This is a genomic window from Pseudomonas arsenicoxydans (genome assembly GCF_006438915.1).
Classification (GTDB): domain Bacteria; phylum Pseudomonadota; class Gammaproteobacteria; order Pseudomonadales; family Pseudomonadaceae; genus Aquipseudomonas; species Aquipseudomonas arsenicoxydans_A.
The window spans coordinates 1-22,668 of record NZ_RCZE01000016.1; the positions used below are offsets into that span (position 1 = coordinate 1).

A 22,668-nucleotide genomic window follows, 5' to 3' on the forward strand; every position below is an offset into this window, starting at 1 on the left:
TCGCTTGAGCCAAAGGCAGAAGCCGTTGCGCTCCCAATATAAAATCTTCACTCGGTTGCGGGGCTTGTTGAGGAAAACGAAAAGCACGGGGTCAAATACTGCGACTTTAATATCCAGCTCGACCAGCGCAGCCAAGCCGTCGATGGATTTTCGGAAGTCGACCGGCTTGGGGTACAGATACACTTTTTCGACTTTAGCATCGGGTCGCATCATGGCGAGCTGGCTCCTGAGGGAATCGGGAGCACAGCATCCGGGATCAGCTAAGCGCTTTGAATGTGGGGTTTATGGAGCGCTTACAAGTCGACGGGCTTGGGGTAGAGATAGGCTTTTTCGACTTTAGCGTCGGGTCGCATTGTCGCATCATGACGAGCTTGCTCCTGAGGGGATCGGGAGAACCGCATCCGGGATCAGCTAGGCACTTTCAATGGGGGTTCATGGATCGCTTACAATAAAACACCCTGCGAAAACGTAGCTCTCGCAGGGTGTAGGGGGTGACCATAGATTATGGAGTGCTACAGCTCTTCCTCAGGTACTTATTGTTTAAATTGTGCATGTGTCGAATCTGGCTCTTTGCTGAGCCTGACAAGATAACAATCACCAACTTTTCTCACTGAGCCAGCTGCAGGCCAGACAGGCATCTCTTTGAAAAATGGTGTCATAGCAATTCGCTCATCATTATTAGCTATATAGATATTTTCATATCCCATAACTTTCATATAGGTAACCATGCGAAGGATATTTCCGTCATCCCATGAAAAGAAAGAGCCTTGTGTAGCCGACGACCAACCTTTTGCATACACTGTATTTAAAGTTTTTTTACCATAAACATCAATTTTCGAAAACGTATTTCGGTCGAAATCACCACTTAGTTCACCGATTCGTCTGTATATGTCGGCCGCAAGCATCCGGTCATGTGATTGTGTAATGGTCGCTGAAGCCATATATTGTGATGTAATACTAAAAATCTGGATCTGATATAAACCAACAATGATCACCCCGGCAAGAACGAATGACGACCGCTTATCAGAAAGTAAAATAGCACTTGACAGCCAGCTAACGTAAGCCACGGCCAACATGGTCCGCATTGGAAGAGGCATCCCTCCCGATATAAAATGGAACGCAAATGGAGCGACTAAAACCCCACTCCATAAAAACAATCTTATAATTGTTTTTTCAAAATCTATAGACAGGATCTTTAAAGTTGCCAGCAATATAGCAAGGCCCGATATGTATATACTTGCACCATACCGCAGTGAGCTTCCTGAATATATAGATGTCATCTCATTGATGACTAGAAAAACAACGCCCAAAGGGTCCTTTAAAATAGCGCTGTAATTTATGAAACCGTCTATGTATCCACTATCACTGGCAATGATTTTCTGAGCCGCGAAATTTATGGAAAAATAGAGAATCAATGCAATCAAGGTCAGCAACAAGATTTTGGATAGCATCATTGCTATGTACTTAAGTAGCTCGCGACCAGTATCATCACTGCGTAGGCATCTGATAAGTAAAGCACCAAAGACAATGCACATGAACAAAAGCAACAAAGACTGATATGCAGCTATTGCGCACGCAAGAGCGAGAACTATTATAGAGTTTACAAAGATCAAGCCGCCATTGCTTAAGGCATCATCATCAGCTTTTCTAAATACTAAGTAAGAACTTAAACTTATAAAAAAAACACCAAACCCTAAGGCAGGAACATTTGAGTAGAACTCAGATATAAACCACCATGTTGGGAATGCGCAAAAAATAGGATACGACGCATATGTTTTCCAGCTCGGCGCGTAGCCGTGAGCTCTTAAGATTAATGCATAAGAAACAGAAAGAGAAAAAACCAAAAAAATATACGGTGCGAAAGGAATAGATGGCTGAGGGAAGATATACCTCTCTACTAGATAAACAAACCAACGTCCTTGAGAAACCCAGTCGGATGGGTTTTGACGAGTAGATGCCATCTCATCGTCAATTGAAAATGAAAATGTTGATAAAAAATAAACATACAATATGGAGCCAATGGCTACCAGAACCCCTATTTCCCTAAAATTAAATCCATCATTGCGCACCTTTTCAAACAAATAATCCAGTGAACAATCGACAAAGGTTAATGCACGTTTTATTTTTTTCTTAAAAAATAGTAGCCCAGCCATAAAAATCGCTATAACGAACCCTAATAGGGTGCTAAAAAAAGCGAGTTTCCTATGAAGCTCCTTGAAATTAAGTTCAATACCCAATTGGGGGTCAGTAGAACCATTTTTCATTACGACGATAACTTTGCCTTCGGATGATTGTATTTTCTCAATGTCGAATAAGGGCTTCAATAAAATATTACCTACATCCAATCTTGCCCCAAGAATAGATACATATATTTCATTAACGTCAATTGTCCCTCCTGCAGTTAGGGGGTCCCATCGAACAGATGAGTATAAGCCGCTCAGTGGAAATGTTAATTTATTCCTGCCAGGAGCAATATGATACCAGGTGCTATTTGTCGCTGAATACAGTCCCTTTTTACCAAAAAATATTTGAGATGAACCTGCTATTTTTGAGTTCATATCAATCACCAGCGATGTTCCGCTAGCAGGCAAATAAAATAAAATAAAACTCATGATGAGCCCGGCAGTAAAAAAAGCAACTACCCGCCAAAACCATGGATGTTTCTGCAATAGCTTTGTTTTGTTTGAAGTAGTCAAGTCTTTAACTCTTTATGTAAATATTTTAAGAAAATTAAGCAATGAAATCTCTTGGTTCTTCCATTCGGGTAATGAGTCACGTAGTGAACCGCCTCAAATTTTCTAAGCCCCTCTAGGTCGGTCATTTTGAGAACACGAATTTCGAAAGCATATAGGTGATGGGGATCGTTATAATGATGGCCGCCAGCGGAGCCAGACGATCAGCAAATCCGAGTTTTTCAACCCAGCACCACAAAATCAGCATACTTACCATGTATTGAATCAGATAAACGAGAGGCAACAGGGCAACTGATTTAATGCCTTGATGGCTTTTGAATACGAAGAAGCGATTCAACAGATAAGCGAGCGCGATACCAGTGATATACGAAATCGTGTAGCTCGCTGTGTAGGGTAGAAACATCAGCAGGAGTAAATATACTCCGTATGTCAGGGCGGTATTGAAGCCACCCGAGATCAAGAATTTGGCGAAATCCTGCTTGAGCAACCTGGAAAATGACTGATTCATCATAAAGCTGTCATTCGGCGCTTTCAATGATGGATTTGAACTCGTCATAGTTCCGAATGTAGTCTGCGGCATCGTAATAGTGCGAAGCGAACACTATCAGTACTGCGTCATTCGAATAGCGGTACTGAATGCCCCAAGTCATAGGTGGCAGATAAATGCCTTGGTTTGGCTTGTCGAGTACGAACTCCTCTCGAGTTTTACCGTCATCAGCCACGACATGTACACAGCCTTTTACCGCGACCAAAAACTGATGGCAAGTGCGGTGAGCGTGCTCGCCCCGGGTTTCCGCAGTTGGCACGTCGTAAACAATAAAATAGCGTTGTGTCTTGAACGGCACGGAGCGCTCGAACTCACCTACAGACAAACTGCCCCTTATGTCAGCGACCTCGTGCATAGTGTGAAGGGTCACGTCCTTTACCGATGTTTCAACCACGCCACGTATGACCGAACGCTGAAGGCTTTCGCGTCCATTACTGCCCGGCTTGGCGTCTACATACCCAATAATCTTGGCGGGATTTCCTACGACAATAGCGTTCGGGGGAATAGACCGCGTGACTACGGCACCGGCGCCAACCATTGCGTTCGTACCGATGGTCACACCAGGCAAAATAGTGCTATTCGCACCAAGCGAAGCACCATTTCTGATAATAGTCCGAGCAAAGTTTTCCGGATAAACCTTACTGCGTGGAAACAGATCGTTGGTAAACGTGGCGTTGGGGCCGATGAATACATCGTCTTCTATAGTAATGCCATCCCAAACCTGAACACCGCACTTCAAGGTGACCCGATCACCAATCAGCACATCGTTTTCAATGAATACGTGGTCGCAAACGTTGCATTCGGCACCCAACCGTGCTCCCGGCAGGATATGAGCGAACGCCCAGACGCGGGTATCTTTGCCGATACTTTCCGATTCGCACAACGCGTGGCTATGAACAAAAAACTCTTTATCACTGCTCATTCATGTCTCCAAAACCTTCGACCCGCATCGGGATCGCTAGCGGTCGATTTTTTGTATTTTCGTAAGTCCGCCACGCATAGGAGCCGACAATGCCCAGCCCCAGTAGATTCAAACAACCGAGGAAGGTGAGCGTCAGCATGATCATCGCGTATCCGGGTACCTCGATCAGGCCGTTAAGTTTGGCAATGAGCGTGAAAATGCCGAACAACGCTGCCAGGCCAGAACCAAAGGCGCCAACTCTAGTCACCAGCCTGATGGGCAGGTCAGTGAAGGAGAAAATACTGTCCATCAAATAGTTGACCTTCTTGCGGAAGGTCCAGGCAGATTTCCCGTGGATCCTTTCTTGGCGTGTATAGGTCACTATCTCACGACGATAACCCAGCCAGAAAATTTGAGAGATCAGCGAACTGTGGCGCTCTTCAAGGGTGAGTAGCGTGTCTCGGAATGCTTTGCTGCACGCGAACATGTCGACGCCACCCGGAGGAATTTCAGGAATGACATAGCGTCGGTAAAGACCCCAGAATATCTTCGAGGCCATCCGACTAGGCCATGGGTCCTGGCGGCTCTCGCGCACTCCCACTACGACATCGATATCCTGGCACGCCAGTACTCGATTCATTTCCAGCACCAGTTCTGGTGGCTCTTGAAGATCCGCCGCCATTACCGCAAATCGTTCGCCGCAGCCATGCTGTAGGCCGGTTCTGATCGCCATGAACGAGCCAAAGTTTCTGGACAGCAGAACCAATTTTGATCGAAAAGGCTGGGAAGGCAGCTGGTCACGCAGTATTTCGTAACAACGGTCGGGACTGCCGTCCACGACAAAGACCACTTCCAGTGTGTTCTCCAACTGCACATTCAAACCAGCAACGGCGACTAGTAAATCAGCAAGATTACCTTCGTTTCGATATACGGGAATGACCAGCGTCAACAAGTTATATCTCCCGGGAGAAGTAAGCAGTGACTGCCTCGATCACACGCTCTACTTCTTCGTCGGTCAAACCAGGGAAGCAAGGCAGCGAAATAACGGTTTCGCAAGCAAGCTCTGTGACAACAAGTGCGCGTGCTTGCTCGACTGCGTAGGCAGGTTGGTGGTGATCTGCTATCGGGTAATGAATATCTGTGCCGATCATCTTCTCTTTCAGTGCCGCAGAAAAGTCGACTCGGTTTTTGACCCGAACTACGTAAAGGTGAGCAACATAGTCGTCACCAGTAGACCAAGGCAGTTGCATGTCCAGGTTAGCAAACGCCGCGTTGTAGCGTTTGGCGATGGATCGCCGCAGTTCATTCCAGGTGTCCAAGTGAGGCAGCTTAATACGCAGAATAGCGGCTTGCATTTCATCCAGACGGCTATTGCGTCCACCAGGGATAGCCACGTGGTATTTCTGCGACCAGCCATACTGGCGCAACTGACGAATACGAGCAGCAAGTACGCCATCATTGGTGACTACTGCGCCACCATCGCCCAAGGCCCCCAGGTTTTTGGTCGGGTAGAAGCTAAAGCAGGCAATGGTGCCAAAGCTGCCCGCCTGTTTACCATTGCGATGTGCGCCATGGGATTGTGCGCAATCTTCCAGGACGGGTACGCCTGCCGCTGAAGCGATACGAACAATTTCCTCGATATTTGCAAGCTGCCCATACAGATGAGTAACAATAATTGCTGCAGGTTTGCTTTCAACCATTGCAGCCAATGCCTTCGGGCAAAGGGTCAAGGTCGCCGGATCGACGTCGATATATTCAGGCTGGGCACCAACCGCATGAATCGCAGTACTGCCATAGAACCCGGCATTGGCGACCGCCACCACGCGATGGCCAGGCTCTACACCCAACCCCTTAAGCGCGAGTTCAAGAGCATCCGAGCCATTGGCGACGCTGACGCAGTGGCCAACACCAACGTAGCTGGCAAACTCTTCTTCAAACAATTTTACTTCGTTGCCCAAGACGTACCAATGACTGTCCAGAACCGCTTTCAAAGGGGTGACAAAGTCAAGGCCCGCATTTGCCTTTGCAGCAGAGAAAAGAGAAATGTCTTTCATAGGAGTTCCAAGAAACTACAGAGGAAATTAAAAATTGGCCTGCAGGCATTTATTTGCGCGGATAAATACCACGAACGGCACATTTTTATACGGAAAAAATGGCTACTAAATTTACGGACAGGGCACAGCGTTACGGATCGTCTGGCATGATCACAGGTATTGTATTCTACAGATCCTTGAGGCGGCACGCATGATTCCGCATCGCGGTAAGCATTCTCGCGATGTGCTGAACGGTCTATTCCTGAGGGTCGATGTTCACCGGTTTTTGTACAGCTTTCTCGTGACCATCGCCGCGGAGACGCCATGCGCAAAGACCTTCCTGACGGCCCTGTTGCTCAAGCAACTGGTTGAGCGCTGGGTGATCCAGTGCGGCGAAAGCCTGCAACCGTTGCTGAATTTGATGGGGTATCGACCGCTGGAAAGTCGCGTAATCCACTGCGACGAAACGCGTGTACAGGTGATAAAAGAGCTAGATCGAGTGCCCACCAACCAATCCTGCATGTGGGGGCAAACCGGCGGGCCTTCGAATCAGTCTGTGATCCTTTTTGACTACTCGACTAGCCGGGCACAGGAGGTTCGGTCGCACCTGCTCGAAGTTTGTCGCGACTACTTGATGATCGATGATTTAGCTGGTTATAACGCCTTGGACATACAATTCGGTGTCGAACGTTTAGGCTGTTGGACCTAAGCGCGATGCAAGTTTGTCAATGCGCAAAAAGTGCAGCCCAAAGGTAAACCGGCCGTTCCGATATCGCCCTGAATCTGATGAACCAGTTGTATGGTATCCAGCAAGATTTAAAAGAAATCGGCGATGAACATCGCCACGAAAGCCGACAGCAAAGCAGCCTGCTGATGTTGGCGCAGTTGCAAACATAGCTCGAGAAAATCTATCCACAAGTGACGGCGCAAAGTGCCCCGGGCAAAGTTATCAGCTACCTGGCCAGCAACTGGATCAGTCACAAGCCTCGAGCGTAGAAGGCTTCGAGGCTTTGCTGCCAGGGAGCTGCACGCCTCGCGTCGGTAGGGTCGGCATTTACCAGTGGAACTAAGGTGGCCTTGACCAATGTGTTCTGGTTGTTGCCCCATGCACTTTACGTGGCCGATTTTTGGCTGAATAGGGGTAATAAAGACCTACATCCTATTGCTGGTAACCGCCGATAGATATAAAGCGGGGAAATTGCAGTGTTGACCGTTAAGCACTTTCCATTTAGATCAATCTAGAGCGGCTTTGGGTTGTTTCGTATAATGCCGGCTCATTGTCTTCAGATAACAGGGCTGATCGTTTGATGTTTATAGATTAAACACACGCCTTTTGTTAGGTTTAGCGCAGGCAAGAACGACGGATTCAAGTTGCCACAAATGTTTTTCTAGTCAGAGGCGCTGTTCGGTTCGCATTTATCGTTCGCCTTGGCATCGATAATATGTCAACCATGAAGCTGCAATCCCTCGCACAATCATCTTCAACCACTGGCGGCTCAACCGCGCCATTATCGGCGGTCTGCGACTGTGAATGCGCCATTACTTTATGGATGACTGGTTCGCCGGTGCTCAGCACGTACCGTTCAGTAATCGAGTTGAGGGCCTCACCACGGTTGCTATTTATAGTGCCGGCTTAGTCGGCAATCGGCTTGTTGCGGCTCTTCCCATGGGCCGGGCCATACGTTCCGTAGCCTTTATTGGTGATGACCCATGCATCGCGGATCGGGCGATTGCCGGCCTCTAAGTCGACAAATCCAAACGCATCCAATAGATGATCGCCAAGTCTGGTGCGCAGGAAATTCTCCTGGCGCTACCTTAATCGACTTGTGCGCGCCGCCGGGAGAGTCTCGGAGCTGGAGCTGAAGCGGCGTGGTTGTCGGCAGTCAGTCTCTTTTCCGTTGCCCCCGATTCTTGGGTCAATCTGGTGAAGTCGTTAACTGAATTCATCAACAGCTCCGCCTCGATCCCTGATTGTTTCACATCCTGCAACAGACACACTTTTGACAGCTCCACTACATAGCCTAAGTTTGGAAGGCAGCTTCGGAAAAGCTGCTTTCTCAAACGATGTTATGGAGCTTCATCTATGCGTACTGGCTATTTCTACTCTCTGGTTTTTGCCCTGCTCACCAGCGCTTCTGTTGCCACAATTGCTGCACCTGCGGCGAAACCCGAAGTGGGCAACGCACCTGTGGTGCTGGAAGTTTCCCCTAAGATGCAGGCCGGCAAAGTCGATCTCAATCAAGTCGATGCACCGACGTTGCAGCGTGAGCTGTCCGGTATCGGTGAGGCCAAAGCCAAGGCGATTGTTGCTTATCGCGAGAGTAATGGGCCATTTTCGTCCGTAGACGAACTGCTGGAAGTGAAGGGAATAGGCAAAGCGATTCTGGACAAGAACCGCGAAAAGCTTCAGGTGAACTAAGCTTGTAACTCAACGCCAGGGGCCGGTCATTGACCGGCCTTTTTGTTTTCTGGCAATAGGGATTGTGAAGCGCCTTTCATCGGCTGATAAAAAATTATGGCTATCATATGCATCTAATATTATGCCTATAATTCACTCGCGTGCCGCTGAAGCGTACTGATGTTCAGACGCTCACTTTCCTCAAGTATTTCCCTGGAGCACAGTCATGACGTCCACCCAGTCCCAAGGTACGGCCCTTGTCACCGGTGCATCTTCCGGTATCGGTGCGATTTACGCTGAGCGGTTGGCAGCGCGTGGTTTTGATTTGCTGTTGGTCGCTCGCGACGAGCAGCGGCTTGAGGCAGCAGCGAGTAAGTTGCGCGCCGAGCACGGTGTTCAGGTGGAAGTGCTCAAGGCAGACCTGACACAGAAGGATGATGTGCTGAAGATCGAACAACGACTGCGCAGCGATTCGAGTATCAGCCTGTTGCTGAACAATGCTGGTGTTGCGGCGGATGGCCTTCTGGCGAATGCCGATATGGAACAGCTTGAAAAACTGATTCAACTGAACGTCACCACGGTCACACGCCTGGCATCGGCGGCAGCCGCCAGTTTTGCCAAGGCAGGCCGTGGTTCGATCATCAATATCGCGTCGGTAGTCGCGCTGTTCCCTGAGCGCTTCAACGCGACCTACAGCGCCAGTAAAGCTTATGTGTTAAGCCTGACCCAATCCTTGAATGCCGAACTGGACGGCACCGGGGTCAAGGTCCAGGCCGTTTTGCCAGGCGTCACGCGCACCGAGATTTGGGAGCGCTCCGGTATCGACGCCAGCCAGATTCCGGCGGACATGGTCATGGACGCAGGTGAAATGGTTGATGCGGCGTTATCCGGCCTGGACCAAGGTGAGCTGATCACCATTCCATCGTTGCCAAACGCCTCCGAGTGGGAGGACTTTGTAAAGGCCCGCCTGGTCATGGCGCCGAATCTTTCCAAAAGTACCGCCGCTGCACGTTACAAATGAAACACCTTCAATCGTATTGAGGTAATTACGGCATGACTGATCGTCGAGTAGTTGTCACCGGCATGGGCCTGGTGTCTCCATTGGGTAGCGGTGTAGAAGCTGTCTGGGAGCGTCTGCTGGCCGGGCGTTCCGGGTTGCGAAATTTGCCGGACGAGGTGGTCGCCGATTTACCCGCGAAAGTGGGCGGCGTGGTGCCGACTGTCGAGGAGGATGCCGAGGCGGGTTTTGACCCGAATCGGGCGACGCCACCCAAAGAGCAGAAGAAGATGGACCGCTTCATTCTGTTTGCCATGGAAGCCGCGCGGCAGGCATTGGAGCAGGCGGGTTGGCAGGCGCTGGATGCGCAAGCCCAGGAACGTACCGCAACCATCATCGGTTCAGGCGTCGGCGGATTCGGTGCCATTGCCGATGCAGTGCGCACCACCGACAGCCGTGGCCCAAGGCGACTGTCGCCTTTCACCATTCCTTCGTTCCTGGTCAACCTCGCTGCGGGTCATGTGTCGATCCAGCACGGTTTCAAAGGGCCGTTGGGCGCTCCGGTGACGGCGTGTGCGGCGGGGGTTCAAGCGATTGGTGATGCGGCGCGGCTGATTCGTTGTGGCGAAGCGGACATTGCCGTGTGCGGCGGCGCGGAGGCGTCGATCGATCGGGTCAGTCTTGCCGGGTTCGCGGCGGCACGTGCCTTGTCCAGCGGTTTCAACGAAACCCCGGAGCGTGCTTCCCGGCCGTTCGACAGTGATCGTGACGGCTTTGTGATGGGCGAGGGCGCGGGCCTTCTGGTGATTGAATCCCTGGAGCATGCCTTGGCGCGCGGGGCTCAACCGTTAGCCGAGTTGGTCGGCTACGGCACCAGCGCCGACGCCTACCATCTGACGGCGGGCCCGGAAGATGGCAATGGTGCGCGCCGGGCGATGTCGCTGGCGTTGGCGCAGGCCGGTGTTTCAGCGGCCCAGGTTCAACATCTCAATGCGCACGCCACGTCGACGCCGGTGGGCGACCTCGGCGAGTTGGCGGCGATCAAGTCGTTGTTCGGTTCAGACAACAAGGTGGCAGTCACGTCGACCAAATCGGCGACCGGGCATTTGCTCGGTGCCGCTGGCGGGATTGAGGCGATCTTCACGCTGTTGGCGATTCGCGATCAGATCGTGCCGGCCACCTTGAATTTCGAGAACCCTGACCCGGCGGCGCAAGGTGTGGACATCGTCCATGGTCAGGCGCGGCCAATGGCTATCGAGTATGCGCTGTCCAACGGCTTCGGGTTTGGCGGGGTCAATGCCAGCGTGTTGTTCAAGCGCTGGCAGGATTAATCCTGGGGCTGTTTAAGAAAAGCGCGGGTTACGTCGAGAATCCGCTGAGCCAGTTCCGGACTCTCGACACTGCGCGATAGCAACAATGCGCCGACCAGGGCGGACATGATAAAGACGCTCTGGTCAGCGGCATTTTCGCCTTCAAGGGTGTTTCCTATTTGTTGGAGCCGTGCGTTCAGCACCACGTCCGATGTCGGGCTTGGTTGCCCGCGTAAGCCGAGCTCCGAAGACATGGTCGGCAACGGGCATCCTTCATGCGGCGACGTCTGGTGCCATTCCGACAAATAGGTGTCGATAAACGCTTCCAGCGGTCGATCCTGGGCGAACAGCTCGGCACACACCACATCGCACTGATCGCCAGCCGCTTGCAATGCCTCTTCAACCAGTTCGTCTTTGGACGTGAAGTGCGAGTAAAAGCCGCCATGGGTCAACCCCAGCGCTTTCATCAGCGGTTGCAGGCCGGTCGCACCAATACCGTCGCGGCGGAATCGCGCTGACGCTTCCTTGATAATGCGCTGGTGGGTCTGGGCTTTATGGTCCTGCGAGTAACGCATCTGAAATCTCCGCAACAATGCGCCATCTTAACCAATGAAAATGGGATGGTGACTGTACTTCTACTTCTATAAAGCATGCGGATGCGTCCGACTCCGTCCTGAACACGACGCGATCTGGCACGGATAGTGATTACTCATTGGCTGGAGATTGTTGAACAATCATAAGGCGAAGCGCATGAGCAACGGGCAATCCCTGGCGGACCACATCACACTGGAATTGCGTGCCGACATCATTGGCGGCCGATTGGTGCCCGGCATGGCGTTGGTGGAAAACGATCTGGTGTCTGCCTATAACGCTTCTCGCAACACGATCCGCGAGGCCTTGCACCGCTTGGGCCAGGAAGGCTTGACCGTGTATGTCCGCAACAAAGGTGTGAGTGTGCGCAGGCTAGGTGTCGTGGACGTGCGGGACCTGTTTAAGGTCCGGCGCACCCTCGAGTTGCACGCCATCAACGCCAGCCAGCCGCTGCGCGACGATCAATCCGAGCGGATGCTCCAGGCCCTGGAAGCCACCGAACTGGCCACGGAACGCGAGGACTGGCGTGCCGTCGGTACTCACAGCCTGGCCTTTCATCAACACATAGTCGGGTTGCTGCGCAGTCCGTTGTTTGATGAGTTCTTCACCAACGTTGTCGCGCAATTGCGCCTGGTGTTCTCCACCGCCCCCGATGAATCACGTTTTCAGGCGCCGTGGCTGGCGCGTGACCGGCAGATCCATGCCTTGCTGGCCGAGGGTGACATCCGCGCCGCTGCGGATGCCATGAGCCTTTACCTGGATGATTCGGAACACCTCCTGTTGCAGATATGTACCCCTTCTTCCCATCACTGATTGAGGATTCGTGCCATGTACAAAGACTATCCGGCGGCCTATCAAGTCAGCAAAGGCTCGGCGTTGCAGGTGGATACAGCCTTCTACGAACGGATTCGGGATGCGAAGGACGGGCGCACGCTGATCGAGCAGTTCGAAGTACCGATCCGCACCGGCCGCGCCTGGAACGTGCCGGCAGGCCATGTGTTCCGAGTCACTACACCGGTCGGGCCGCAAGTGGGGGATTTCAACGTCTGGAATGCCCACGACCCACGGGAGCGTTTGTGGGCAGCGCGCACCCGTCAATTGCAGGGCGCCCACGTCAGCACCCACGACCGGCTCTGGTCAAACCTGCCCTTTCTGCGGCCGCTGGTGACTATTACCGACGACAGCCTGGCCAGTTATGGCATCGACGAACACGGCGGTCGCTTGCACGATTTACTTGGCACCCGCTGCGATCCTTATGTGAACAAAATGCTCACCGGCGAGGATTTTCATCATCACTGCCACTCCAACCTGACGCGCGCCGTGTTGCCCCATGGCCTGACCGAGTTCGATGTGCATGATGTGCTGAACATTTTCCAGTGCACCGGCCTGAACCACGATGATTTGTACTTCATGAAAGCCTGTCCGGCGCAGAAGGGCGATTACCTGGAGTTCTTTGCCGAGATCGATTTGCTGTGCGCGCTCTCGACCTGTCCTGGTGGTGACCTGTCGCTGGCCATGTGGGGGCCGGATGCGCAGGATCCGCTGACCGTATGTCGACCGCTGGGCGTGGAGATTTATCGGCTGGAAGAGTCGTTGCTGGAAGGCTGGAGCCAGCCGGAGCGTGCGGCGTACAAAGGCATGCACGGCTTGCACATCGCCAAAGCCGACTGGGAACAATAAAAGCAAAGCCCCTGTCATTCACTGAGAACGACAGGGGCTTTTTCGTTAGCGGTCCTGTGCTTCCTTGGCATCCATTTCCGCATTGCGTTCAGCGACGCGTTTACGTTGCTCTTCGGTCAGGTCGACCTTGGTGGCGGTGTCTCGCAACATCATCAAGCCACCAACGATCGAGCCGATTGCAACGACCAGAATCAACCAGGCATACCAGGGCATAGGGCTCTCCTTGAGGGCAGGCCAATTGGCGGAGGTCGCCAATCGATCGTGCATACCACTTTGAGCGATGGATTTTCGCAGTGGTTCCATTCTATGCCTGATAAGCCAACTGCACCTGAACCGTTTACAGCCCGGTCAACATAGCGTCCGCCGGTGCATCCGCGCGCAACTGCGCGGTCAGCAGGAAGTACACGAAACCTGCCGCCATGAAACCAAGGAAGATCAGCCCGATCAACATATTGAACCAGGCCATCGCCACCAGGCAGACCACCGCCAACACCAGCGCGATCATTGGCACCAGCGGATAGCACGGCGCACGGAACGTACGCTCCAGGTTTGGTTCGGTTTTACGCAGTTTGAACAGGCTGAGCATGCTCATGATGTACATCACGATCGCACCGAATACGGCCATGGTGATCATCGCCGCGGTCAGTGTCATGCCGCCGAGGTTAATCAAACCATCGCTGTAAATTGCCGCGATGCCAATCACACCGCCGGCAATGATTGCCCGGTGCGGCGTCTGGAAGCGCGACAGCTTGGCCAGTGAGGTTGGCAGGTAACCGGCCCGGGCCAGGGCAAAGAACTGCCGCGAGTAGCCGAGAATGATCCCGTGGAAACTCGCCACCAGCCCGAACAGGCCAATCCACACCAGCATGTGCAACCAGCCCGAGCTTTCACCGACCACGGTTTTCATCGCTTGTGGCAGCGGGTCGTTGATGTTCGACAGGGCGCGCCAGTCGCCCACGCCGCCGGCGAAGAACATCACGCCCATGGCCAGCACTACCAGGGTCAGGATGCCGCTGATGTAAGCCTTGGGAATGGTGCGTTTCGGGTCCTTGGCTTCTTCGGCAGCCATGGCGGCGCCTTCGATGGCAAGGAAAAACCAGATCGCAAACGGAATCGCCGCAAACATCCCGGCAATCGCCGGGGCACCAAACACATCTGAACCGGCCCAGCCATTCAGCGCGAAGTTGCTGAAGCTGAACGCCGGCGCAACCACGCCCATGAATACCAGCAACTCGGCGACCGCCAGCACGCAAACCACCAGCTCAAACGTAGCCGCGAGTTTCACCCCGAGGATGTTCAGGCCCATGAACACAATGTAGGCGCCGACTGCCGCGTGTTTCGGGTCGAGTGCGGGAAACTGCACGTTGAGGTAGGCGCCGATTGCCAAAGCAATGGCCGGCGGGGCGAAGACGAATTCGATCAGCGTCGCCAGCCCGGCGATCAATCCGCCTTTTTCGCCAAAGGCACGGCGACTGTAGGCAAAGGGGCCGCCGGCATGGGGAATCGCTGTGGTCAGTTCGGTGAAACTGAAGATGAAGCAGGTGTACATGGTGGCGACCATGAACGAGGTCACCAGAAAGCCCAACGTGCCCGCGACGCCCCAGCCGTAGCTCCAGCCGAAATACTCACCGGAAATCACCAGCCCGACGGCAATGCCCCACAAGTGCAATGTGCCCAATGTGGGTTTGAGTTGTGTGTTCATGCGCTTGCTCCCTGAACGGTTTGATTTGCTCGGGGGAGGGCGTTTGCAGTGGACGTGCCAGCGTTGTGATGGCAGTCGTAAAGGGTAAAAAGGTGTCGTATCGGGGATGTTTGCTGCTGGATGTGCGCATATTTGTGCGCCAGTTCAGAGCGTTGTTGCCTGTAATGCCGCCTTCGCGAGCAAGCCCGCTCCCACATTTGACCGCATTTCTCCCGATGGAATGCAATTGAGTGTGGGAGCGGCGGTGCGACGATTCGACTTGCTCGCTAAGGGGCCAGCCAAATCCCCACAAAACCACGCTGTAAAGCAGGCATAAACCCACTCTTTACGCTTTCTTTATGCCCCGCCCGCACCCTCGATCTCGTTCCTTTACAGCCTCCCTGCCGACAATGACTCCACACGCGGCAATACGCCGTAACACGGAGAACTTCCATGAGCGTTCTGGACGGAGTGTCACTGCTACTGGCAGTGGGGCTGTTCATTTATCTGTTGGTTGCGCTGTTGCGCGCGGACCGGAACTAGGAGCGGCTATGCACAGTTATGACTATTGGCTGATCCTCGCGTTTTTCGCGGTGGTATTGGTCCCGGCGCCGTTCCTCGGGCGCTTCTACTACAAGGTAATGGAAGGTCAGCGCACGTGGCTGACGCCGATTCTCGGGCCGGTGGAGCGCGGCTGTTATCGCGTGGCCGGCGTTGATCCGCAGGCCGAACAGAGCTGGCAGAAATACACCCTGGCTTTGCTCGCCTTTAATCTCGCGGGTTTCTTGCTGTTGTTCGCGATCCTGTTGTTTCAGGACCACCTGCCGCTGAACCCGCAAAACCTGCCGGGCCAGGAATGGACGCTGGCGTTCAACACCGCCGTCAGCTTCATGACCAACACCAACTGGCAGGCCTACAGCGGCGAAGCGTCGTTGAGCTACCTGAGCCAGATGGTCGGACTCACCGTGCAAAACTTCGTCAGCGCCGCCACCGGCCTGGCGGTATTGGTGGCGCTGTGTCGCGGTATCGGTCGCAAGTCGACCAAGACCCTCGGCAACTTCTGGGTCGACATGACCCGCGCCACCCTCTACGGCTTGCTGCCGCTGTGCCTGCTGCTGGCGCTGTATCTGGTCTGGCAGGGCGTGCCACAAACCTTCGCCCAGTACGTGAATGCGGTGACCCTGCAAGGCGTCGATCAAGTGATTCCGCTCGGCCCGGCTGCCAGCCAGATTGCGATCAAGCAACTGGGCACCAACGGTGGTGGCTTCTTCGGCGTCAACTCGGCGCACCCGTTCGAGAACCCGACGGCGTGGAGCAACCTGTTTGAAGTTGGCTCGATCATTCTGATTCCGGTCGCCCTGGTGTTCACCTTCGGCCATTACGTCAAAGACCTGCGTCAGAGCCGCGCGATCATTGCCTGCATGCTGACGCTGTTCCTGATCGGCGGCGCGACTTCGCTGTGGGCGGAATACCAACCGAACCCGACCCTGAACAACGTTGCCGTCGAACAGACCGCGCCGCTGGAAGGCAAGGAAGCGCGTTTCGGCACCACGGCCACGGTGCTGTGGTCGGTGACCACCACGGCGGCGTCCAACGGCTCGGTCAACGGCATGCACGACAGCCTTAACCCGCTGAGCGGCATGGTCGCGCTGGTCAACATGATGGTCGGCGAAGTGATCTTCGGCGGCGTCGGTGCCGGGCTCTACGGCATGTTGCTCAACGTGTTGATCGCGGTGTTCCTCGCCGGCCTGATGATTGGCCGCACGCCGGAGTACCTCGGCAAGAAACTGCAAGCCAAAGAAGTGCAATTGCTGGTGGTGACCTTGCTGGTGATGCCGGTCGGCGTACTGGTGCTCGGTGCGATAGCGGCCAGCCTGCCAGGTCCGGTCGCTGCTGTGAGCAACCCCGGCCCTCACGGTTTCAGTCAGTTGCTTTACGCCTACACCTCGGCCAGTGCCAACAACGGTTCGGCGTTCGGCGGCTTCGGGGCCAACACCGCGTTCCACAACCTGATGCTCGGTCTTGGCATGTTGATCGGTCGCTTCGGTTACATCCTCCCGGTACTGGCCTTGGCCGGCAGCCTGGCGATGAAGAAAACCGCACCGATCGGCCAGAACAGCTTCCCGACCCACGGCCCGCTGTTTGTGACCCTGCTGACCGTGACCATTTTGCTGGTGGGTGGCCTGACCTTTCTGCCGACCCTGGCGTTGGGCCCAATCGCTGAACACTTGAGCATGGGCTTCTAAGGAGTCAATGATGAATATGCCCGTAACTAAAACCGCCGTCGTCAAGGCGCCGGAACAACCGAAAACCGCGATCTCGGCCCTCTGGCGCCCGGCGCTGGTGCAAGCCTTCGTCAAGCTCGATCCACGGCAATTGCAGCGTGCGCCGGTGATGCTGGTGGTCGAACTGACCGCCGTACTGACCACCGTGCTGTGCTTCATTCCCGACAGCGCCGTGCCGACGTTTGTCGCCGCGCAAATCGCATTGTGGCTGTGGTTCACCGTGCTGTTCGCCAACTTCGCCGAAGCCTTGGCTGAAGGTCGCGGCAAGGCCCGCGCCGACAGCCTCAAGGCCGGCAGCGAAGGCTTGAGCGCTCGTCGTAAAACCAGCAACGGCACCTTTCAGGTGGTGCCGGCCACGAGTCTGCGAAAAGGCGATGTGGTGCGCGTCGAAGCCGGGGAAATGATTCCCGGTGACGGCGAAGTGATCGAAGGCATCGCGGCGGTCAACGAAGCGGCGATTACCGGTGAATCCGCGCCGGTGATTCGTGAGTCCGGCGGCGACCGCTCGGCCGTCACCGGCAACACCCGGTTGGTGTCCGACTGGCTGCTGGTGAAGATCACCGCCAACCCCGGCGAGTCGACACTGGACCGCATGATCGCCCTGGTCGAAGGTGCCAAACGCCAGAAAACTCCGAACGAAGTGGCGCTCGACATCCTGCTGATCGGCCTGACCCTGATCTTCCTGCTGGTGGTGGTGACCCTGCAACCGTTCGCCCACTTCGCCAATGGCAGCCTGCCGCTGGTGTTCCTGGTGGCGTTATTGGTCACGCTGATCCCGACCACCATTGGCGGTTTGCTGTCCGCCATCGGTATCGCCGGGATGGACCGTCTGGTGCGCTTGAACGTGATCGCCAAGTCCGGTCGTGCCGTGGAAGCGGCGGGGGACGTACACGTCCTGCTGCTGGACAAGACTGGCACCATCACCTTCGGTAACCGTCGTTGCACCGCAGTGCATCCGGCACCGGGCGTCACCGCCAAGGAACTGGCCGAGGGCGCGTTGTTCGCCTCGCTGGCCGATGACACGGCTGAAGGCAAATCCATCGTCGAGTACCTGCGCGGCACTCAGCCACAACCCGAACCTGCCGCTGAGTTGCTGACAGCGGTACCGTTCAGCGCTGAAACCCGTCTGTCCGGTGTCGACTATCAGGGCCGCGTGTATCGCAAAGGCGCGGTGGATTCGTTGCTGGCCTTCGTCGGCCTGAAGCGCGCTGACCTGGCCGCGCCACTGTCCCGGGAAGTCGACAAGATCGCCCAAAGCGGCGGCACCCCGTTGCTGGTCTGCGCTGACGGCAAACTGCTCGGTGTGATTCACCTCAAGGACGTGGTCAAACCCGGCATCCGCGAGCGTTTCGCCGAGTTGCGCAAACTGGGGATTCGCACGGTCATGGTGACCGGCGACAACCCGCTGACCGCCGCCGCGATTGCCGCCGAAGCGGGCGTCGATGATGTCCTGGCCGAAGCCACCCCGGAGAAAAAACTGGCGCGCATCCGTCATGAGCAAAACGACGGTCGCCTGGTTGCCATGTGCGGCGACGGCGCCAACGACGCCCCGGCCTTGGCCCAGGCGGACGTCGGTATGGCGATGAACGACGGCACCCAAGCGGCGCGCGAAGCGGCCAACATGGTCGACCTCGACAGCGACCCGACCAAGCTGCTGGACGTGGTGCAGATCGGCAAGGAATTGCTGGTGACCCGTGGTGCGCTGACGACGTTTTCCATCGCCAACGACGTGGCCAAATACTTCGCGATTTTACCGGCGCTGTTCGCCTCGATCTACCCGCAACTGGGCGTGCTGAACGTCATGCACTTGACCAGCCCGCAGAGCGCGATTCTCTCGGCCATTGTGTTCAACGCCTTGATCATCGTCGTGCTGATTCCGCTGGCCTTGCGTGGCGTGCGAGTGCAAGCCGCGAGTGCGGCGGCGTTGCTGCGACGCAATCTGCTGATCTATGGATTGGGCGGGATTGTGGTGCCATTCGTGGGCATCAAGGCCATCGACATGCTGTTGACGGCGTTGCATCTGGTTTGACGATGAGGTGCTGGGGTTAAGGGGCTTTTTGTGGCGAGGGAGCTTGCTCCCGCTGGGCTGCGAAGCAGCCCCTATCCCAGCCACCGCAATGTGTTCAAACACACCGCTGACGACTGCTTCGCAGCCGAACGGGAGCAAGCTCCCTCGCCACAGATGATGTGTCTGTTTTCACTGAATTCGAGGATTTTGAAATGTCCACAATGATACGTCCGGCCCTGAGCCTGTTGGTCCTGATGACCCTGATCACCGGCGTCGCCTACCCCTTGGTGGTCACCGGTGTCGCCCAGGTCGCGTTCCCGGATCAAGCCAATGGCAGCCTGGTGCGCGATGCCGACGGCAAGGTCCGTGGCTCGTCGCTGATTGCCCAGGATTTTGTCGGTGACGCCTGGTTCCATCCACGCCCCTCCGCCGGTGCGTTTGCCACCGTGTCGAGCAGCGCGAGTAACCTGTCGCCGAGCAATCCGGCGCTGGCCACCCGAGTGATCGACGATGCCAACAAACTGCTGGTACCGGGTCAGGGGCCTGTGCCGTTGGCCATGGTGACCACCTCCGGCAGCGGCCTCGATCCGCACTTGCCACCGGCCGCGATTGCCTATCAACTGGCGCGTGTTGCTGCCGCCCGGAACCTGCCGGTGTCTACGCTGCAACAACTGCTGGACGCGCATATCGAGCAGCCATTGGTGGGGCCGCCGGTAGTGAATGTGCTGGCGCTTAACATCGCGCTGGAAAAACTCTAGATCGGCGGTGGCGTCCTTCGCGAGCAAGCCCGCTCCCACATGTTGAAATGCATTCCAATGTGGGAGCGGGCTTGCTCGCGAAGGCGGCCGAATAATCAACACATCAACATCTGAAAGAAGAGAACTTCAAGCATGAGCGATTCCGGCCGCGCCGACGCGTTGTTAGCAGACCTGCCCCGCGATGGCCGTGGTCGGCTCAAGGTTTTCCTCGGCGCAGCGCCCGGTGTCGGCAAAACCTACGCCATGCTGCAAGCCGCTCACACCCAGCTGCGCCAAGGCGTGAAAGTCATTGCCGGCGTGGTCGAAACCCATGGCCGCGCCGAAACCGAAGCGCTGCTCGGTGGCTTGCCGCAGCAGCCGTTGGTGCGCTCGGAATACCGTGGCGTGATGCTCGAAGAAATGGACCTCGACGGTTTGCTCACCGCGAAGCCGAAACTGGTGCTGGTCGATGAACTGGCCCATAGCAACGCCCCCGGCAGCCGCCATACCAAACGCTGGCAAGACATTCAGGAATTGCTCGCCGCTGGCATCGACGTGTTCACCACGGTCAACGTCCAGCACCTCGAAAGTCTCAACGATCAAGTGCGCGGCATCACCGGTGTGCAGGTGCGTGAAACCCTGCCGGACTGGGTGCTGCAAGAAGCCTACGAGCTGCTGCTGATCGACCTGCCACCGCGTGAGCTGCTTGAGCGTTTGCGCGACGGCAAGGTCTACGTGCCGGAGCAGGCGCGGGCGGCCATCGACGCGTTTTTCACCCAGACCAACCTGACCGCCCTGCGCGAAATGGCGATGCAAACCGCCGCCGCTCAAGTCGACAACGACCTGGCCCAGGGGTATCGCCAACTCGGTCAAGCAGCGCCAGCGGTGCGCGGTCGACTGTTGGTGGGGGTCGATGGCGATGCCCAGGCCGAGCGCCTGGTGCGTCACGCCAGTCGTGTCGCCCAGCGTCGGCATCTGCCGTGGAGCCTTGTGCATGTCGACAACGGCAGTGTGCGCGACGAGCAATCGCGCCTGCGCCTGCAAAGTGCCCAGCAACTGGCCGAACGCCTCGGTGGCGAAGTGGTGTTGCTGCGCGCCGGCGAAGTCGCGAAAACCCTGATTCAGCACGCCGCGGAACGCCGCGCGAGCCTGGTGCTGGTCGGCCAGTCGCGGCAGCGTTTGCGTCGGCGCTTGTTCGGTGGTGGCTTGGCGTCACGCCTGCTGCGCGATGCACGCGGGTTGGAAATCAACGTCCTCGACAGCGATGACTTACCGCAGCAGCCGCGCCAGCGTTCGGCCCAGGCGCTGGTGTGGTTTGACTACGCGCTGGCGCTGGTGGCGACCGTTTTGGCCAGTGCGTTGGCCTGGGGCGTGGCGAGTATTTTGCCGCTGCCCAACATCTCGCTGGTGTTCCTCGCCGCGGTGCTGCTGGTGGCGGTGCGCAGTAGCCTCGGCCCGGCGTTGGCCTGTGCGGCGCTGTCGTTTCTGACCTACGACTTCCTGTTCATCCCACCGAATTTTTCCTTCGCCATTCAGCGCGAAGAAGACGTGCTGACGTTGCTGTTCTTCCTGCTGATGGCGGCGCTCACCGGCAACCTCGCCGCGCGTCAACGCCGGCAATTGCAGGCACTGCGAGACACTCAGGAAGAGACCACGGAGTTGCTCGACCTGTCGCGCAAACTGACGGCGGCCACCGACCGTCAAGCTGTGGTCAGCGCCGCCGCCCAGCACCTCAACGGTTGGAGTGACTTGCAACTGTGCCTGCTCAATCAAGACGGGCAGGGTGGCTGGAAAGTTGAAACCGGCGGCCCGCTGGAGTTTTCCGAAGCTGAACGCGCGGCGGCCGATTGGGCCTGGCAACACGATCAACCGGCGGGCGCAGGCACCGGCACTTTGCCTTTGGGGCGTTGGTGGTGGTGGCCGTTATCGGTGGAAGACGGACCACTGGCATTGATGGGCGTGTGCGCCAAAGAAGGCCAGACCTTAAGCGGTCAGCGTCGGCGTTTGTTGACCGCGTTGAGCCAACCGCTGGCCCAGGCGCTGGCCCGTGCGCAATTGGCTGAAGACCTCGAAGCGGCGCGACTGCACGGCGAAACCGAGCAACTGCGCAGCGCACTGTTGGCTTCGGTCTCCCACGATTTGCGCACGCCGCTGACGTCCATGCGCGGCAGCATCGACAGCCTGTTGGCCCTCGGTGAAGCCATTCCGCTGGAGGATCGCCGCGAACTGCTTGAAGGCACGCGTGACGAAGCCGAACGCCTGGATCGCTACATCCAGAATCTGCTGGACATGACCCGCCTCGGTCACGGCGCACTGAAGCTGGCGCGTGATTGGGTGTCGCCGGCCGACATCGTCGGCAGTTCACTCAACCGGTTGCGCGCCGTGCTGGCGCCGTTGCAGGTCAGCACCGACGTGCCGCCGGAGTTGCCGCTGCTGTTTGTCCACGCGGCGCTGATCGAGCAGGCGCTGGTCAACGTGCTGGAAAACGCCGCGCGATTTTCACCGGTGCATGGTCGCCTGCAATTGCGCGCGGGGGCCGATGATAGCGAGCTGTTTTTCTCGGTGAGCGATGAGGGGCCGGGGATTCCGGAGGAGGAACGGGCGAAGATTTTCGACATGTTCTACACCGCCGCGCGCGGTGATCGGGGCGGGCAGGGCACCGGGCTGGGGTTGGCGATCTGTCAGGGCATGGTCGGTGCGCATGGCGGGCGGATCAGCGTCGCCGATGGCATCGAAGGGCGCGGGACCTGCATCACGCTTCACTTACCCTTGCAGGAACAACCTGCCTTTGAAAGTGAGCGCTGAAG

19 protein-coding genes and 2 pseudogenes are annotated in these 22,668 nt (G+C 56.2%); 12 read left to right on the forward strand and 9 right to left on the reverse strand.

Annotated elements, in window-relative coordinates:
* From tnpB to EAH78_RS27420, 6 genes are all read right to left on the reverse strand, one after another.
* Positions 1 to 213: IS66 family insertion sequence element accessory protein TnpB (gene tnpB, locus EAH78_RS27395; RefSeq protein WP_240051946.1), on the reverse strand; the 213-nt coding region annotated here is incomplete at its 3' end.
* A 320-nt stretch (positions 214 to 533) separates the two neighbouring features.
* Complete coding sequence (locus EAH78_RS27400) at positions 534 to 2,696, reverse strand: glucosyltransferase domain-containing protein (RefSeq protein ID WP_140670837.1); 2,163 nt, start codon at positions 2,694 to 2,696, stop codon at positions 534 to 536.
* Between the two features lie 121 nt (positions 2,697 to 2,817).
* Positions 2,818 to 3,204: a GtrA family protein gene (locus tag EAH78_RS27405; protein ID WP_140670839.1), complete on the reverse strand. Its 387-nt coding sequence runs from the start codon at positions 3,202 to 3,204 to the stop codon at positions 2,818 to 2,820.
* Between the two features lie 7 nt (positions 3,205 to 3,211).
* Positions 3,212 to 4,162 (reverse strand): WxcM-like domain-containing protein, encoded by a 951-nt coding sequence (locus EAH78_RS27410; protein ID WP_140670841.1) that lies wholly within the window; start codon positions 4,160 to 4,162, stop codon positions 3,212 to 3,214.
* Complete coding sequence (locus EAH78_RS27415; RefSeq protein WP_140670843.1) at positions 4,152 to 5,093, reverse strand: glycosyltransferase family 2 protein; 942 nt, start codon at positions 5,091 to 5,093, stop codon at positions 4,152 to 4,154. The genes EAH78_RS27410 and EAH78_RS27415 overlap by 11 nt, the downstream gene beginning before the upstream one ends.
* A gap of 1 nt (position 5,094) precedes the next feature.
* Positions 5,095 to 6,195, reverse strand: a complete 1,101-nt coding sequence (locus tag EAH78_RS27420; protein WP_140670845.1) for a DegT/DnrJ/EryC1/StrS family aminotransferase — start codon at positions 6,193 to 6,195, stop codon at positions 5,095 to 5,097.
* 337 nt (positions 6,196 to 6,532) lie between these two features.
* On the opposite strand from EAH78_RS27420, the pseudogene EAH78_RS27425 reads away from it, so the two are divergent.
* From EAH78_RS27425 to fabF, 5 genes and pseudogenes are all read left to right on the forward strand, one after another.
* Positions 6,533 to 7,146: pseudogene (locus EAH78_RS27425) on the forward strand (IS66 family transposase); the annotation flags it as partial.
* 469 nt (positions 7,147 to 7,615) lie between these two features.
* Positions 7,616 to 7,990 (forward strand): annotated as a pseudogene (locus tag EAH78_RS32905) (nucleoside-diphosphate sugar epimerase/dehydratase); the annotation flags it as partial.
* 267 nt (positions 7,991 to 8,257) lie between these two features.
* Positions 8,258 to 8,593 carry a ComEA family DNA-binding protein gene (locus EAH78_RS27430; RefSeq protein WP_140670848.1) on the forward strand — a complete coding sequence of 112 codons (336 nt, stop codon included), beginning with the start codon at positions 8,258 to 8,260 and terminating at the stop codon, positions 8,591 to 8,593.
* Positions 8,594 to 8,798: 205 nt separating this feature from the next.
* On the forward strand, positions 8,799 to 9,593 hold the full coding sequence (locus EAH78_RS27435) for an SDR family NAD(P)-dependent oxidoreductase (RefSeq protein ID WP_140670850.1): 795 nt from the start codon (positions 8,799 to 8,801) through the stop codon (positions 9,591 to 9,593).
* A gap of 32 nt (positions 9,594 to 9,625) precedes the next feature.
* Positions 9,626 to 10,900, forward strand: coding sequence for a beta-ketoacyl-ACP synthase II (gene fabF, locus EAH78_RS27440; RefSeq protein ID WP_140670852.1), 1,275 nt, complete (start codon positions 9,626 to 9,628; stop codon positions 10,898 to 10,900).
* On the opposite strand, the gene EAH78_RS27445 is transcribed toward fabF, so the two are convergent.
* Positions 10,897 to 11,454 (reverse strand): TetR/AcrR family transcriptional regulator, encoded by a 558-nt coding sequence (locus tag EAH78_RS27445; RefSeq protein WP_140670855.1) that lies wholly within the window; start codon positions 11,452 to 11,454, stop codon positions 10,897 to 10,899. The two genes, fabF and EAH78_RS27445, sit on opposite strands and share 4 nt — an antisense overlap.
* A gap of 175 nt (positions 11,455 to 11,629) precedes the next feature.
* Between EAH78_RS27445 and EAH78_RS27450 the strand changes: the two genes are divergently transcribed.
* Both EAH78_RS27450 and EAH78_RS27455 read left to right on the forward strand, forming a co-directional pair.
* Entirely contained in the window at positions 11,630 to 12,283 is a 654-nt protein-coding gene (locus EAH78_RS27450) for a GntR family transcriptional regulator (RefSeq protein ID WP_140670857.1), read from the forward strand.
* Between the two features lie 15 nt (positions 12,284 to 12,298).
* Positions 12,299 to 13,150 carry an urea carboxylase-associated family protein gene (locus tag EAH78_RS27455; protein ID WP_140670859.1) on the forward strand — a complete coding sequence of 284 codons (852 nt, stop codon included), beginning with the start codon at positions 12,299 to 12,301 and terminating at the stop codon, positions 13,148 to 13,150.
* 45 nt (positions 13,151 to 13,195) lie between these two features.
* On the opposite strand, the gene EAH78_RS27460 is transcribed toward EAH78_RS27455, so the two are convergent.
* On the reverse strand, positions 13,196 to 13,363 hold the full coding sequence (locus tag EAH78_RS27460) for a DUF2897 family protein (protein ID WP_081744012.1): 168 nt from the start codon (positions 13,361 to 13,363) through the stop codon (positions 13,196 to 13,198).
* A gap of 124 nt (positions 13,364 to 13,487) precedes the next feature.
* Complete coding sequence (gene eat, locus EAH78_RS27465) at positions 13,488 to 14,852, reverse strand: ethanolamine permease (RefSeq protein WP_140670861.1); 1,365 nt, start codon at positions 14,850 to 14,852, stop codon at positions 13,488 to 13,490.
* A 432-nt stretch (positions 14,853 to 15,284) separates the two neighbouring features.
* On the opposite strand from eat, the gene kdpF reads away from it, so the two are divergent.
* The 5 genes from kdpF (at position 15,285) to EAH78_RS27490 (ending at position 22,666) form a co-directional block, all read left to right on the forward strand.
* Positions 15,285 to 15,374, forward strand: a complete 90-nt coding sequence (kdpF, locus tag EAH78_RS27470) for a K(+)-transporting ATPase subunit F (RefSeq protein WP_007899818.1) — start codon at positions 15,285 to 15,287, stop codon at positions 15,372 to 15,374.
* A gap of 8 nt (positions 15,375 to 15,382) precedes the next feature.
* Complete coding sequence (gene kdpA / locus EAH78_RS27475; protein ID WP_140670863.1) at positions 15,383 to 17,077, forward strand: potassium-transporting ATPase subunit KdpA; 1,695 nt, start codon at positions 15,383 to 15,385, stop codon at positions 17,075 to 17,077.
* 10 nt (positions 17,078 to 17,087) lie between these two features.
* Entirely contained in the window at positions 17,088 to 19,145 is a 2,058-nt protein-coding gene (gene kdpB / locus EAH78_RS27480; protein ID WP_140670865.1) for a potassium-transporting ATPase subunit KdpB, read from the forward strand.
* Between the two features lie 191 nt (positions 19,146 to 19,336).
* Positions 19,337 to 19,882, forward strand: coding sequence for a potassium-transporting ATPase subunit KdpC (gene kdpC / locus EAH78_RS27485; RefSeq protein WP_140670867.1), 546 nt, complete (start codon positions 19,337 to 19,339; stop codon positions 19,880 to 19,882).
* Between the two features lie 132 nt (positions 19,883 to 20,014).
* The gene (locus tag EAH78_RS27490) at positions 20,015 to 22,666 is read left to right on the forward strand and encodes a sensor histidine kinase (protein WP_140670869.1); all 2,652 of its coding nucleotides are present in this window, start codon (positions 20,015 to 20,017) and stop codon (positions 22,664 to 22,666) included.
* The last annotated feature ends 2 nt before the right edge of the window (positions 22,667 to 22,668 follow it).